This window comes from Rubrivivax benzoatilyticus JA2 = ATCC BAA-35 (assembly GCF_000190375.1).
GTDB classification, from domain to species: Bacteria; Pseudomonadota; Gammaproteobacteria; order Burkholderiales; family Burkholderiaceae_C; genus Rubrivivax; species Rubrivivax benzoatilyticus.
Genome location: NZ_AEWG01000127.1, coordinates 1 through 14,979, shown reverse-complemented (window position 1 = coordinate 14,979; position 14,979 = coordinate 1). Strand labels below are relative to the sequence as shown.

The 14,979-nt window shown below is 72.8% G+C and carries 10 protein-coding genes; 4 read left to right on the top strand and 6 right to left on the bottom strand.

Annotated features, from left to right (window positions below; all coding sequences use genetic code 11):
* The first annotated feature begins 110 nt into the window (after nucleotides 1–110).
* Genes RBXJA2T_RS14395 through xth form a run of 4 tightly spaced genes read left to right on the top strand, consistent with a single transcriptional unit; the run spans nucleotide 111 to nucleotide 4,137 of the window.
* Nucleotides 111–833, top strand: coding sequence for a hypothetical protein (locus RBXJA2T_RS14395; protein WP_009858132.1), 723 nt, complete (start codon nucleotides 111–113; stop codon nucleotides 831–833).
* A gap of 57 nt (nucleotides 834–890) precedes the next feature.
* Nucleotides 891–2,414 (top strand): WG repeat-containing protein, encoded by a 1,524-nt coding sequence (locus RBXJA2T_RS14390; RefSeq protein WP_009858131.1) that lies wholly within the window; start codon nucleotides 891–893, stop codon nucleotides 2,412–2,414.
* Nucleotides 2,415–2,419: 5 nt separating this feature from the next.
* Nucleotides 2,420–3,313: a hypothetical protein gene (locus RBXJA2T_RS14385; protein WP_029718915.1), complete on the top strand. Its 894-nt coding sequence runs from the start codon at nucleotides 2,420–2,422 to the stop codon at nucleotides 3,311–3,313.
* Between the two features lie 47 nt (nucleotides 3,314–3,360).
* Complete coding sequence (gene xth / locus RBXJA2T_RS14380; protein WP_009858129.1) at nucleotides 3,361–4,137, top strand: exodeoxyribonuclease III; 777 nt, start codon at nucleotides 3,361–3,363, stop codon at nucleotides 4,135–4,137.
* A gap of 183 nt (nucleotides 4,138–4,320) precedes the next feature.
* Here the strand turns inward: xth and RBXJA2T_RS14375 are convergent, their stop codons facing one another.
* The 6 genes from RBXJA2T_RS14375 to RBXJA2T_RS14350 form a co-directional block, all read right to left on the bottom strand.
* On the bottom strand, nucleotides 4,321–4,818 hold the full coding sequence (locus RBXJA2T_RS14375; RefSeq protein ID WP_009858128.1) for a dihydrofolate reductase: 498 nt from the start codon (nucleotides 4,816–4,818) through the stop codon (nucleotides 4,321–4,323).
* A gap of 2 nt (nucleotides 4,819–4,820) precedes the next feature.
* Complete coding sequence (locus RBXJA2T_RS14370; RefSeq protein WP_009858127.1) at nucleotides 4,821–5,642, bottom strand: thymidylate synthase; 822 nt, start codon at nucleotides 5,640–5,642, stop codon at nucleotides 4,821–4,823.
* Between the two features lie 37 nt (nucleotides 5,643–5,679).
* Entirely contained in the window at nucleotides 5,680–9,408 is a 3,729-nt protein-coding gene (locus tag RBXJA2T_RS14365) for a PAS domain-containing sensor histidine kinase (RefSeq protein ID WP_009858126.1), read from the bottom strand.
* Nucleotides 9,398–10,576, bottom strand: coding sequence for an HD-GYP domain-containing protein (locus tag RBXJA2T_RS14360; RefSeq protein ID WP_009858125.1), 1,179 nt, complete (start codon nucleotides 10,574–10,576; stop codon nucleotides 9,398–9,400). The genes RBXJA2T_RS14365 and RBXJA2T_RS14360 overlap by 11 nt, the downstream gene beginning before the upstream one ends.
* Nucleotides 10,577–10,730: 154 nt before the next feature.
* Nucleotides 10,731–12,554, bottom strand: coding sequence for an ABC transporter transmembrane domain-containing protein (locus tag RBXJA2T_RS14355; RefSeq protein ID WP_009858124.1), 1,824 nt, complete (start codon nucleotides 12,552–12,554; stop codon nucleotides 10,731–10,733).
* A 51-nt stretch (nucleotides 12,555–12,605) separates the two neighbouring features.
* On the bottom strand, nucleotides 12,606–14,726 hold the full coding sequence (locus RBXJA2T_RS14350; protein WP_009858123.1) for an acetyl-CoA hydrolase/transferase C-terminal domain-containing protein: 2,121 nt from the start codon (nucleotides 14,724–14,726) through the stop codon (nucleotides 12,606–12,608).
* Nucleotides 14,727–14,979: the final 253 nt, after the last annotated feature.

Sequence of the window (14,979 nt, the reverse complement as noted above, 5' to 3'; positions counted from 1 at the left end):
TCAGCGGCGGGGTCCGTCCGGCGGTGGATGCCGTCGCCACCCCGCGATCGGCAGGACCGTTCGGGAGGCGATCATGCCGGCCTCCTCGGCATCTCACTCGTCACGCCGCCATGCGTCGCTCGCTGCAACTGCTTGCCTGCTGGGCTCTCGTCTCGCTTCTTTCCGGCTGCGCCGCACTCGGCGGCAAGCGCCCCGTCTCCGGAGAGGACCTGACCCAGACTCGGCGCATCGGTGTCGTCTCGCTGCTGGGCGACGAGTTCCATGGCCTGCGCATCGGCACGACGGTGTTCCAGAACGCGCGCTACAGCGTCAAGGTTCCCGAGTGGCAGATCGATGCGTACGCCACCGACAAGGCCATCGAGCTGCTGCGTCAGCGGTCGAGATTCGAAGCCACGGCGCTGGACCGTCGCGACCTCGTCATCGAGCGCCTGCGGGTCGACGGCCCGCAGCAACTGCTGGCGATCGCCGCGCGCCAGGGTGTCGATCGCCTGCTGGTCATCCGTCCGGGCACCGCCACGTCGCAGGAGCGTGTCCTCTTCGCGCCCGGCTACGGGATGATGGAGCGCTCGTTCCTCAACCTGATGCGGCGCTGCGTCTACGCGGCCTATCGCATCGACGTCCTGGACGTGAAGACCGGCCAGGAGATCGCCTGGGAGTGGGGCGGCGACTTCCCGTGCGAGTACGGCGAGACGCCGCAGTTGCCCTTCCTCCCGGGGCTGGAGTACTACAGCGCCGAGCAACGCGAGGGGATCCGGCTGGGGCTGCTGCGTCGGATCGACAAGTCGATGGCCGACGCGCTCGGCGCGCTCGCGCTGATTCCCGAGCCTCGCTGACGCCCCGGCCTGCGGCAGGTCAGGGCGCCGCGCCGGCCGGGTGCGAAGAATCCGGCCATGCGCCCGCGCCTGGCCTTGCTGCTGACCCTGCTGAGCTGCGGTGCTGCCGCCTCCGCCGCACCCACAGGCCCCGTCGTCGACCTCGAGCGCAGCTGGCGCCTGGAGCTCGCGCCGCGGCTGGACGACGGCAGCTGGGCGACGGTGCGCCTGGACCTGAACGCGCGCGTCTGGACGCTGATGGGCGAACCGGTGGTCTTCTGCACGGCCACCTGGAAGCTCGGCACCGTGCAGCTGAAGACGCCGCGCAGCGGTGACCGCGTCTTCGACCACATCCGCTCCAACACGCCGGCGGCCGCCTGGAAGCGTGTCGCGCTCACCGAGGCACGCTTCGTCGTGCCGCTGGACCGACGGCTGGGCGGTGGCCGCGTCGACACGGCCTGGATCGTCTGCGACATCGGCGCCGCCTACCCCGAGGGTGACCCGCGGCCGTCGTTCAACGTGCCCGGCAGTCCGCCGTGGGGCCGCCTGCTGCTGAACCGCGTGCCGGGGCTCGACGGCGACAAGGCGCTGCAAGGCGCCGACCACTGGCTGCCGGCCGACGAAGCGCGCCGTTTCCTGGCCGACCCTGGCACGACCTTGCGCGCCAGCGCCCATCAGCTCGACACCCTGCGGCTGACGCTGGACGTCGATGCGTTGCGGGCCTTCGATGAACGCGTGCTGGCCGACGAGGAGGCGCGCGAGCTGGAGCGCCGCCGCCAGGGGCGCCGCGGTGCGGCTGCCGACCCGATGAGCGCGATGTTCGACGAGGTCGATGCCGAGGTGCTGCCGCGCCGCCAGGCTGCGGCGAGCGAACGCGACGCCGCCGCCGACCGCCAGCAGGCCGAACGCGCCGAGGCCCGTCGGCAGCGGGTCGAGCGCCTGCGCTGCGCGGGCGCACGCGACCTCGACTCCGGTGGCGCCAGCTTCGCTGCCGCCGCGGCGGCGGCGCTGGCGACGGCGCAGCGCTGCGTCGGCCGCCTGGAGGCCTTCCGCGATGCCGCGAGCGGCCGCTGGGGCTACCGCGCTCCGTCGGGCGAGACCCGGGTCGAGCCGCGCTGGCAGGCCGTGCTGCCCTTCGCCGACGGCCGCGGCGGCGTGCACGACGGCAAGGTCTGGCGGCTCGTCGACCGCGACGGGCAGATCGTCGGCGAAGGCCGCTGGAAGGCGCTGCGCCGCTTTGCCGAGGGCCTGGCGCCGGCCAGCGACGGCGAGCGCTGGGGCCTGGTCGACGCCGACGGCCGCTGGGTGCTCGCGCCGCGCTACGACGACCTGGCGGAGTTCTCCGACGGTCTGGCCGCGTTCGCGGAACGTGGTGCCTGGGGGTATGTCGATGCCCAGGGCCGGGTCGTGGTGCCGGCACGCTACCGGCGTGCCGAGCCGTTCGCCGCCGGCGTCGCACGCGTGACGCGGCTGGCCGGTCGCAGCGGGCGCTGCGACAGCTACCGCGAGGACTGGGAGCAGCTCGAGATCGACCGCCAGGGCCGCGAGCTGCGCACCGTTCGGACCTGGACCGAACGCGGCGAGCTCTGCCTGAGCCGGTGAAGACGATGCGTCGCCTGCTGTCGCTGCTGATCCTGCTGGCCGCCGCCGCACCGGCGGTGGCCGCCGACTACCTGCCGATGTGGGTGCCCAAGGGCACCGAGAGCCGCTGGGAGGCCGTGAACGGCCCGTATCCGCTGGCGCTGGACCGGCGTCACCTGGACGGCGACACGGTGTCGGCCATCGTCGTCGAGAGGCGGCTGGAGCAGGAGTCCGAGCGCACGCGCTACCGCTTCGAATGGACCTGCAACGCGCCGGACGGCGGCTGCAGCGGCGACCGCCCGCGGATCCCCGACCTGGGCCGCACGCGCTACGAGGAGGAGCCGACCGGGCGCACGCGCTGGCAGTCGGTGGCGAGCTCCGAGAGCTTCGATGCGCCGGCTTCGCTGCAGGCGCTGGACGCGGCCGGCGCGACGATCGCCAGCGTCACCACCGTCGTGCCAGTGCGCGGCGGCACGGTCTCGGTGGCGCTGCTGCCGCTGCTGGAGCGCCTGCCCGAGGGCACGCCGCAGCCGGCCACCGTGCGTCTGGTGCTGACCCTGCCGCGCGCCGACGGGCCGGCCGGCATCAAGCCGAGCCCGGAGCAGTTCGCGGCGCTGGCCGCGCGCACGCCGCGCTGGATGGCCCCGGCCGCGCGCCTCGCCGTCTATCGCGAGGAACTGAAGGCCCGGCTGCTGGCCGAGGACCATGCCGGCGCGCTGCCGCTGTTCGAGAAGATCGCCGCCGTCGGCGAGCCGCTGCCCGCGGTCTTCACCTACCGCTGGGGCCTGAGCCTGATGAAGGCCGGCCGCACCGCGGACGGCCGCGCCAGGCTGCAGGCCTACCTGAAGCAGGCCGGCGCGCAGGGGCCCGACGCCGAGGCGGCGCGGCGCTGGCTGAAGGCCTCGGCACCGGCACGCTGACGTCGCTGCGCGGACGCGCGTGGCGCGGACTCGCTACGATCGCCCGCATGAAGATCGCCACGTTCAACGTCAACGGCATCACCGCGCGCCTGCCGCGGCTGCTCGAATGGCTGGCCGAGTCGGCCCCCGACGTCGCCTGTCTGCAGGAACTGAAGACCTCCGACGAGACCTTTCCGCTGCAGGCGATCGAGGCCGCCGGCTATGGCGCGATCTGGCATGGGCAGAAGGGCTTCAACGGCGTCGCCGTCCTGGCGCGCGGGCAGCAGCCGGTCGAGCGCCTTCGCGGCCTGCCGGGCGACCCTGACGACACGCACAGCCGCTACCTCGAGGCCCAGGTCGGCGAGTTGATCGTCGGTGCGCTCTACCTGCCCAACGGCAACCCGCAGCCGGGGCCGAAGTTCGACTACAAGCTGAAGTGGATGCAGCGCCTGCACGAGCACGCGGCGACGCTCGTGGGCCTGGACGCGCCGGTGGTGCTGGCCGGCGACTACAACGTCGTGCCGACCGACGCGGTGCGCGACATCTATTCGCCCAAGGGCTGGCAGAACGACGCGCTGCTGCAGCCCGAGTCGCGCCAGGCGTACCAGCGCCTGCTGGAACTGGGTTTCACCGACGCCCTGGCCACGCTGCACGGCGACGCGGCGATGTACACCTACTGGGACTACTTCCGCCAGCGCTGGGAGCGCAACGCCGGGCTGCGCATCGACCACCTGCTGCTCAACGCGCCGGCCGCCGCGCGGCTCAAGGCCGCCGAGGTCGACCGCTTCATCCGCGGCCGCGAAAAGCCCAGCGACCACGCGCCTGTCTGGGTCGATCTCGGCTGACGGCGCGAAGGCGGGGGCAGCGAAGGCGGGGTCAGGTCTCGAGAGACCTGACCCCAGCTTTCTCCAGCTTTCTGACCCCCAGCTTTCGAGAGGTCTCAGCTTTCCTCCGCCGCCGTAAAGACGGGGTCAGGTCTTGCGAGACCTGACCCCAGCATTCCCTGACCCCAGCATTCCCCGCATGCCTCAGCCGCGGCGGTAGGTGACGAAGGCGTAGCCGAAGTCGTTCGGTGCCGCCGCCTGGTGCGCCTCGCGCGCGACCTCGGTGAAGCCGTCGCGCAGCGTCGCGGGCAGCCGGGTGTCGCCGTCGAAGTCGGCGTCGATCTCGGTCAGCACCAGCTCGTCGACGCGCGGCAGCAGCGCCGCGTACAGCTCGCCGCCGCCGATGACACAGGCCCGCGGCGCGTCGGCCATCAGCGCCAGCGCTGCCTCGGGCGACGCCGCCACTTCAGCACCCGGCGCCACCCAGCCGGCCTGGCGCGTGACGACGATGTTGCGCCGCCCCGGCAGCGGGCGGAACCGCTCCGGCAGCGACTCCCAGGTGCGCCGGCCCATCAGCACCGGCAGCCCCTGCGTCGTGCGCCGGAAGTGCGCCAGATCCTCGGGCAGATGCCAGGGCATCACGCCGTCGCGGCCGATGACGCCGTTGCGCGCGACGGCGGCGACCAGAACCAGCGTCGTCATCGTCAGACCGCGACCGGTGCCTTGATGGCGGGATGGTGCTGGTAGTCGTGCAGCACGAAGTCCTCGTACTCGTAGTCGAAGATCGACGCCGGGCGGCGGCGGATCTCCATCGTCGGGTAGGGGAAGGGCGTGCGCGCGAGCTGGGTCCGCACCTGCTCGGCGTGGTTGCTGTAGAGGTGGCAGTCGCCGCCGGTCCAGATGAAGTCGCCGAGCTGCAGGTCGCACTGCTGGGCCATCATCATCGTCAGCAGCGCGTAGCTGGCGATGTTGAACGGCACGCCGAGGAAGATGTCGGCGCTGCGCTGGTAGAGCTGGCAGCTCAGCCGGCCGTCGGCGACGTAGAACTGGAAGAAGGCGTGGCAAGGCATCAGCGCCATCTTCGGCAGCTCGGCGACGTTCCAGGCGCTGACGACGATGCGGCGAGAGTCGGGGTCGGTCTTCAGCAGCCGCACGGCCTCGGCGATCTGGTCGACGTGGCCGCCGTCGGGCGTCGGCCAGCTGCGCCACTGCACGCCGTAGACCGGCCCCAGGTCGCCGTCCTCGCGCGCCCACTCGTCCCAGATCGTCACGCCGCGCTCCTGCAGCCAGCGGGCGTTGCCGTCGCCGCGCAGGAACCACAGCAGCTCGAGGATGATGCTCTTCAGGTGGACCTTCTTGGTCGTCACCAGCGGGAAGCCTTCGGACAGGTCGAAACGCATCTGGTGGCCGAAGACGCTCTTCGTGCCGGTGCCGGTGCGGTCGCTCTTGTGCACGCCCGTCGTGTCGACGTGGCGCATGAAATCCTCGTACTGGGAGCGCACCGGGCGCTGGGTCTTGACGGTCATGGCGCCGATTATCCGCGCCGCGGCCGCGGCGCCTGGCTCAGTTCGCCCGCTGGGCCAGCAGCGTCGCCGCCTCGTCGAAGCGGAAGGTCTCGACGAGGTCGGCCAGGCGGTCGAACTCGGCGCCCAGCGACTGGCGCAGCTCGGCTTCGTGCTCGGCCATGTAGCCGGCGCAGGCCGTGTCGCCCGACGCCAGCAGCAGCGCCAGCCCGGACACGGCGATCGCCGAGTCGAACGTCGGCGGCGGCGGTGGCGGTGCGGCGGCCGCGTCGGGCACGGCGCGCACGCCGGCGACCAGCGTCCGCAGCGCGTCGGCGAGCCCGCGGGTCGCGTCGCCCCGCGCCGCCACCGGGGCGCGTTCGTCGAGCAGGCTCTCCAGCCGGGTCGCGCTCAGGTGGACGTCGCGTGCGCCGACGTTGCCCGCCGCGCCGCGTAGCGCGTGCGACAGCTGGCGCAGCTCGGACCAGCGGCCGGCCTCGCACAGGGCCTGCAGCCGCTCGGCGTCGTCGGCGTGCGTGCGCACGAACAGCCGCAGCAGCGACAGCGCGCGCCCGACGTTGCCGCCGCAGCGCTCCAGCGCGTCGGGGCCGTCGACACCCGGCAGCAGCGGCCAGGAGTCCGGCGGTGTCGCCGCCGCGTCGCCGTCGCCTGCCGCAGCGCTCGCCGCCGCCGCCGCGGCCACCGGCCCGCCGCTGCCCAGCCAGTGCAGCAGGGTGGCGTACAGCGTCCGCGGCTCGACCGGCTTGTGCACGTGGTGATCCATGCCGGCGGCCAGGCACTCGGCCAGCGTGTCCTCGACGTCGGAGGCGGTCAGCGCCAGGATCGGCATCGTCGCGCCGCGGCGGCGGATCTCGCGCGCCGCGCTGAGGCCGTCGACCTCGGGCATCTGCAGGTCCAGCAGCACCAGCGCCGGCCTGTCGGCCAGCGTGCGTTCCACCGCCTCGCGGCCGTTCTCGGCCAGCAGCACCTGCAGGCCGACGGCGCCGAGCAGCGCCGAGGCGCTCTCGCGGTTGACCGGGTCGTCGTCGACCACCAGCACCTTCGCGCCGGCGTGGCGGGCGCGCAGCATGGCCTCGACCGACAGCTGCCCGACCGGCCGTGCGCTGGCGTCGCGGCCACGCGGCAGGTGCAGGCGCAGCCAGAAGCGGCTGCCCTTGCCGGGCCGGCTGTTGACGCCGACCTGGCCCTTCATCAGCTCGGCCAGGCGCCGCGTCAGCGCCAGCCCCAGGCCGGCGCCGCCGTGGCGGCGCGTCATCGAGACGTCGCCGGGCTCGAAGGCCCCGAACAGCCGCGGCTGCAGCGCCGCGTCGATGCCCGGGCCGGTGTCGCGTACCTCCAGCAGCAGCGTCACGCCCTCGGCGTCCTCGGCGACACGGCGCGCGACGACCTGCACGCTGCCCTCGGCGGTGAACTTGACCGCGTTCTTGACGTAGTTGCCCAGCGCCCGGCCGAGCATCGCCGGGTCGCCGCGCAGCCACAGCGGCGCGCTGCCGGCGTCCACCGTCAGCGCCAGGCCCTTGCGCCGCGCCTCGGCCTCGACCTGCTCGCGTGTCTGGTGCAGCAGCGCGCCGAGCTCGAAGTCCTGCACGCGCGGCACGACGCCGCCGGCCTCCAGCTCCGACAGCGTCAGCACGTCCTCCAGGATCTCGGCCAGGCGGTCGGCGGCCTCGACGAAGGGCTCCTCGGGGCTGCCGTCGCCACGGTGCAGGTGCGGCGCCAGGTTCAGGATCTGGTGCAGCGGCGTGCGCAGCTCGTGGCTGATGATGCGGATGAAGGCGTCGCGCGCGCGCATGCCGGCCTCGGCGCGGGCGCGTGCGATCTCCAGGTCGGCGGTGCGCTCGTGCACCTGGCGTTCGAGCTCGGCACGGTGGCGGTCCAGCTCCAGCCGCAGTGTCTTGGCCTCGGTGATGTCCTGCACGAAGCCCTGTGCCGCCAGCACGCGCCGGCCGTCGAACTCGGGCTGGCCGACGATGCGCACCCAGCGCTCGCGGCCGCGCGCGGTGCGCACCGGCAGCTCGACGTCGAAGGGCGTGCCGCGGTCGCGGTTGGCCGTCAGCGCGGCCTCGAGCTGCTCGCGCGCCTCGGTGCCCAGGAACTGCATCGTGAACGCGAGGTCGGGCGGGATGTCGCCGTCGACCTCGGCGATGTGCCGGATCTCGTCGGTCCAGATGATGGACCGGCTGTCGCCGTCGTAGCTCCAGCCGCCGATGCGCGCGATGCGGCTGCTCTCGGCCAGCAGCGCGCGGTCCTTCTTCAGCTCGGTGATGTCGCGCGTGATCCCGAACACGCCGATCAGCTCGCCGCCGCGGTTGCGCAGCGGGCCCTTGGTGACGGTCATCTCGCGCGGTCCCTGCACCGTCGGCAGGACCTCGTCGAACTCGATGGGCCCCTGGTGGGCGCGCCGGTCGTCGGCCTGCAGGCGGTCGACGACCTCGGGCGGGAACACGACCGAGTCGTCGCGCCCCAGCACCTGCTCGCGGGCGTGGCCGGTCAGGCGCTCGGCGGCGCGGTTGAACAGCAGGTAACGCCCCTGCAGGTCCTTGGCGAAGATCATGTCGGGCGAGCTGTCGGTGATCGCCTCGACGACGGCCAGCGCCTCCATGCGTTCGGCCTGGCGGCGGCGTTCGGACTCGTGGCGTTCGAGGGCCTCGCGCTGGCGCCGCAGCGCCAGCAGTGCCGCGGCGCCGAAGCCGGCCAGCAGTGCGGCCAGCAGGACGCCCGAGGCCGCCTGCCAGCGCTGGCGCTCGAGCGTCGTGCGGTCCAGCCGCGTCAGCAGGCTCCACGGGGTTCCGGCGATCGGCGCGAGCAGTCCCAGCGCGGGCGAGCCGCGTTCGTCGCTGCCCTCCAGCACAGTCCCGGCGGGCACCGGGGCCGCCGCGATCGCGCCGGCCTCGGCCGGGCGCCGCCAGACGGAGAAGCCCTTGCGCGACGGCGAGCCGAAATAGACCAGGTCGGCGCCGTCGCGGCGCACCAGCACCGTCGAGATGCCGTCCGCCGACGTGCTGCCGGTGCCCAGGGCCAGCGGCGGCAGGTCGGCTGCGGCCAGCTGCAGCATCGCGAAGCCGCCCTGCGGGGCCTGGCCGGGCGCCAGCGGCACCAGCAGCGTCAGGTGCGCCCCGCCCTCGGCGTCCAGCTGGGGGCCCAGCAGCCGTGGGCGGTCTTGTGTTGCGGCCGGCGTGTCCTGCGGCGCGTCCGGCGTCGCGCCGGAGCTCCAGACGACACGCCACTGCGGGTCCAGCAGCGCGGCGGCCACGTAGCCGCGTTCCTCCTGCAGCAGCTTCAGCCGTTCCTTCAGCCGGGACGGCTGCATCTCGCGCACCCGGTCGCCGTCGGCCAGACGCGCCGCGGCCCAGGTCGCGGCCTGGGCGCTGCGCAGTTCCGCGACCGAGTGCAGGGCCTGCACGGCGGCGTGCTGCTGCTGCCGCAGCGACAGCGCCAGGCCGGCCGCGGCGAGCACCGCGACGGTCGCCCCGACGAGCAGCGCGAGCCGGCGATCGCCCCGGCTGCCGGGCGGGCGCCGGGTGTCTCCGGCCGGCGCGAGCCGCCGCACCAGCACGTACAGCAGCAGCGAGGTGACGGCGACGAAGACCCAGCCCTTGGTGATGCTGGCCAGCGTGCGGGCCTCGGGGTCGGACAGCAGGCGCTCGACCCAGCGGTCCGACAGCAGGATCCACAGCGAGGCCAGCCCGGCGTAGACGAGCGCGGTGCGCAGCGCCGTCAGGCGCGAGCGGCGCCGCGCGCCGGCGATCCCGGAACCTTCAGGGGGCACGATCCGCGGCTTCGTCCTGAGCGTCTTTCGGGTCGGCGAAGGTCGTCGCGATGCGGCAGAACTCGTCGTAGCAGCGCTCGAAGGCCTCGACGACCGCCGGGTCGAAGTGCGTGCCGCGGCCTTCGAGGATCACCGCGCGCGCCTGACCGTAGTCCCAGGCGTCCTTGTAGCAGCGCTTGGAGATCAGCGCGTCGAAGACGTCGGCCAGCGCCATCAGCCGCGCCGAACGCGGGATCTGCTCGCCGGCCAGGCCGTCGGGGTAGCCGCTGCCGTCCCAGCGCTCGTGGTGGCGGTGGGCGATCTCCTTGGCGATGCGCAGGCAGTCGAGCAGGTTGCGTGTCTTGTCGTCGATCTCGCCGTCCTGCCAGCGCTGGCGCACCTCCTGCTGCACGTCTTCCTCGGCGCGCGTGATCGCGTCGGCGCCGATGGCGGCATGCCGCTTCATCGTCACCCACTCGTCCGGCGTCAGCTTGCCCTTCTTCAGCAGCACCTCGTCGGGGATGCCGACCTTGCCGATGTCGTGCAGCGGTGCCGAGCGCTCCAGCAGCGAGATCGTCGAGTCCGACAGGTCCCAGCCGTGGCTGCGCAGGTCCTCGGCGAGCACGCGCACGTACTTCTGGGTGCGCAGGATGTGGTTGCCTGTCTCCAGGTCGCGGGTCTCGGCCAGGTGGGCCAGCGCGCGGATGACGACCGTCTGCATCAGGTCGCCTTCGAGGTCGCGCAGCTGCTTCTCGCGCTGCAGCTCGTCGCGCAGCAGGCCGCGCAGGCGCGCCGCGTCGAGCTGCGAGCGCACGCGCGCCAGCAGGATCAGCGGGCTGAAGGGCTTCTTGATGTAGTCGGAGGCGCCGGCCTTCAGGCCGGTTTCCTCGTCGCGCTCCTTGCCCAGCGCGGTGACCATCACGACCGGAATGGCGCGTGTGGCCGGGTTCTCGCGCAGCTTCTCGAGCACGACCATGCCGCTCATGTCCGGCATCATCACGTCGAGCAGGATCAGCGACGGCAGCGGCGGGCGCTCGGCCAGGCGCAGCGCGGTCTCGCCGTTGGACGCCGCGATGACGCGGTAACCCTTGTCGCCGAGGATCGTGGCCAGGATCTTCAGGTTGGCCGGCTCGTCGTCGACGATGAGGATCGTCTCCGGGCCGGACGGCGGGGACAGGGCGGCAGGCAAGTCGGATTCCTCTCGGGCAGGGCGCTCGGTGCGGACACTGCCGGCAGCTTAGGGGCTAACGGTCGCTGCCGGTCGGGGCAAAAGACCTGCGTTTCGGGAGCTCGCCGCATTCTTGCCCTGGCGGCGTCCGTCCGCAACCGGCGTTCCCCCTCCATCAGACCGAGGCCGGCGCCAGTTCGAACTGCATCGCTGCCAGCCGCGCGTACAGCCCGCCGCGCGCCACCAGCTCGGCGTGCGTGCCGACGTCGACGATGCGCCCGCCGTCCATCACCACGATGCGGTCGGCGCGCAGCACGGTGGCCAGGCGGTGGGCGATGACGATCGTCGTGCGCCCGGCCATCGCCGTCTCCAGCGCCGCCTGCACCATGCGCTCGCTCTCGGCGTCCAGCGCGCTGGTCGCCTCGTCGAGCAGCAGCAGCGGCGGGTTCTTCAGCATCGCGCGTGCGATCGCCACGCGCTGGCGCTGGCCGCCGGACAGGCGCACGCCGCGTTCGCCGAGGAAGCTGGCGTAGCCCTCGGGCAGGCGCTCGATGAACTCGTGGGCGTGCGCGGCGCGCGCCGCGGCGATGACCTCGGCGTCGCTGGCGTCGGGGCGGCCATAGCGGATGTTCTCCAGCGCCGACGCCGAGAACACCGTGCTGTCCTGCGGCACGATGCCGATGCGCCCGCGCAGATCGGCCAGCGCCGCCTCGCGCACGTCGACGCCGTCGACCGACACGCGCCCGGCCTGGGCGTCGTAGAAACGCAGCAGCAGCTGCAGCACCGTGCTCTTGCCGGCGCCGCTGGGGCCGACCAGGGCCACCGTCTCGCCGGGCCGCACGTCCAGCGAGAACTCCGCCAGCGAGGGCTGGCCGGGCCGCGACGGGTAGCAGAAGGTGACGCCGTCCAGCCGCACCGCCGAGCCGCCCGAGGTCGGCGGAAGCGCACGCGGCCGCGGCGGGTCGGCGACCGGCGAACGCGCCGCCAGCAGCTCCATCAGCCGCTCGGTCGCGCCGGCGGCGCGCAGCAGCTCGCCCCAGACCTCGGACAGCACCGCCACCGCGCCGACGAAGATGATCACGAAAACCACCGTCTGGCCGAGGTGGCCGGCGCTGATGCGGCCTTCGATGACCGCCTGGGTGCCCTGGTACAGGCCCCAGACCAGCGCGCCGAAGGTCGCGGTGATCATGAAGCCGACGAGCAGCGAGCGCACCACGGTGCGCCGGCGCGCGGTGTCGAAGGCGCTCTCGGTGGCGGCGTCGAAACGCGCCGACTCGCGCCGCTCCTGCACGTAGCCCTGCACGACGGGGATCGCGTTCAGCACCTCGGCGGCGATGGCGCTGGAGTCGGCGACGCGGTCCTGGCTGGCGCGGCTCAACTTGCGCACCCGGCGGCCGAAGTAGATCGACGGCAGCACGACCAGCACCAGGATGCCCAGCACCTGGGTCATCACCCAGGGGTTGGTGACGACCAGCGCGGTCAGCGCGCCCAGCCCCATCACCGTGTTGCGCAGGCCCAGGCTGAGGCTGGAGCCGACGACGGTCTGCACCAGCGTCGTGTCGGTCGTCAGGCGGCTCAGCACCTCGCCGGTCTGGGTGGTCTCGAAGAACTCGGGGCTCTGGCGCACGACGTGGGCGTAGACCGCGTTGCGCAGGTCGGCGGTGATGCGTTCGCCCAGCCAGGTGACCATGTAGAAACGCAGCGCCGAGAACAGCCCCAGCGCGCCGCCGACGGCGAACAGCGCCAGGAAGTGCCCGCGCAGCGCCATCACGCGTTCACCGGGGTCCGCGGCGACCAGCCCCTGGTCGATCAGCGACTTCAGCGCCACCGGGAAGGCCAGCGTGCTGGCCGCGGCGAGCACCAGGAACAGCCCGGCGAGCGCGACGCGGCCGCGGTACGGCCGCACGAAGGGCAGCAGCCCGGAGAGCGAACGCACGCGGCGCGCCGGCGCCGCGTCGTCGGCGGCACGCGCCGCCGGGGAGGTGGGGGTGGAAGCCATCGCCGCGCAGTGTAGGCAGCGCCGCCGAACGGCGCTCGCGGCGGGGCGGCGCTACAGGTTGTTGGCCAGCAGCCGGCGCACCAGCAGGTCGCGCAGGCCGTGTGCGTCGGCCAGGCCCAGGCGTTCGAGGTAGGGGCGCGGTGCCTCGCGGCCTTCCCAGAGGCTCTTGAGCGTCATCTGCAGCAGCTCGGCCGGGTGTTCGCTGGCGTGCTTGAGCTTCTTCAGCGCACGCACGATGCGGATCTCGTCGTCGGTGAGGTCGGTGCCGAACGGGAACTCGGGCAGCAGCCCGGCCGCAGCCCAGGGCTGCAGCTGGTCTTCCAGCGTCTGCGGCAGGTTGCGGCGGTGGCGTTCGGGCACGACGTAGCCGGCCTCGAGCTTGCCGTGGGCCTGCGCCTGGTGCACCAGCTCGTCCTGGAAACGCGAGTCGGCCACCGCGATCAGTCGCTTGACGACCTCGCCGTCGGACTGCCCGCGCAGGTCGGCGACGCCGTACTCGGTGACGACGATGTCGCGCAGGTGGCGCGGGATCGTCACGTTGCCGTAGCTCCAGACGATGCTGCTGGTCAGGCCCTGCTTCGTGGCGTGCGTCGAGCGCAGCATCATCACCAGGCGCGCGTCGGGCAGGGCGTGCGACATCGCGACGAAGTTGTACTGGCCGCCGACGCCGCTGACCACCTGGCCGTTCTCCAGCGCGTCGCTGGCCGCCGCACCGAGCAGCGTGACGACCATCGTCGTGTTCATGAAACGCGCGCGGCGGCGCTGCTGGCGCTTCAACTCGTCGTCGCCGTAGAGCTGGTTGATGAAGTCGATGCGCGTCATGTCGATCTTCGCCAGCTCCTGCGGCGGCATCGTGCGCAGGCGCTCGTAGAAGTCGCGCGGGCCGATGAAGAAGCCGCCGTGCATGAACACGCCGCCGAGCAGCCGCGGCCCGAGCATCGCCGTGCAGACGGTGTCGAGGGCGGCGGCGTCGCGCAGGTCGGCGCTGCAGCGGCGCTCGCCGCAGACGAGGTCGCTGCCGTCCAGCCGCACCTCGGCGCGCAGCACGCCGAACCTCTGCAGGAAGGCCAGGTCACGCGCGTCCAGCGGCGCGCGCACGCGGCCGGCCTCCAGCAGCGCGGCCAGGGTCTGCGGGCGCACCGTCGCGTCGGCGATGCGGCCCTCGTTGAGCAGGCGCTGCAGCACCGCGTCGGCGTAGACCTCGCGGCGCACGATGCCGGCCTCGATGAGCTTCAGGAAGCCGTTGACGAACATCTCCGAGCAGCCGTAGAGCCCGGTGTCGAAGCGCCCGGTCTCGCGCCCGGACAGGTCGCCGCCGGTCAGCGACTCGAGGATGCGGCGGTACTCGCTGCCGTGGCGGTCGCGCACGATCAGCGCCTGCGCGATCGCGTCGCCCAGCGAGCCGATGCCGATCTGCAGCGTGCCGCCGTCGACGACGAAGCTCGACGCGTGCAGGCCGATCGCGTAGTCGGCGAACGAGACCTTGTTGTTCGGCGGCGCGAACACGGCGTGCGTGCCGCGCGGGTCGGTGACGACGAGGTCGAACAGCCCCGGGTCGACCTCGGCGCCGTTGGGCATGAACGGCATCTTCTGGTTGACCACGCCGACGGTCATCACCTTGCGGCCGCTGGCGTGCACACGCTCGATGATCTCGGCGCTGACGTCGGGGTTGGACGACAGCGACAGCCGCATCGTGTCGCCGGTGCCGCGTGCCGCCACCGCCTGGGCGATGACGTTCATGCCCTGCACCGCCATGTCGCGTGCGACGAAGGTGTAGTTGGTCGAGATGTAGTTCTGCTGCGCCGTGGCGTTGCCGAGGTAGTCGCCGGTCTTCATGAAGAACTCGCGCACCTCGACGTTGCTCGGCAGCCGGCCGGCGCGCAGGTCGACGACGTAGTCCAGGTCGGGGTAGTCCTCGAAGACGCGTGCCACCAGCGGCTCGAGGAAGTGGCGCTCGATGTCGGTCTTGCCGACCGGCTTCTGCAGCGACAACGCGGTGACGATGCGCAGCCGCCGCGACGGGTCGTCGCGCAGCCGGCGGTACAGCGCGTTGACGAAGGGGTTGGGCTTGCCGACGCCCAGCGGGATGCCGAGCACGATGTCGCCTTCGACCGTGTCCAGCACCAGGTCGACCGCGGCCTCGATCGAGTCGACGAACTTTGGCGCACCCATGTCTGTCTCCATCGTGTGGTCTGTCTTGTGCTGACCAGCATCGACCGTGGTTCGGGCTGGTCGCTTGACGCAGAGCAAGCGCCAAGGGCCCGCTGTCTAGGGGGTCACGAGCCCCTGCTTCAGTCGTCCCCGGTTGTGGTCGAATACCGGCGGCGGTGCGCCGATGCTGAACGTTCCGACGATCCCCATTCCCGACGAGACGCTGCCCCCGCGTCGCCGGCTGGCGACCGGGGTGGCGCTCGGCGTGCTGCTG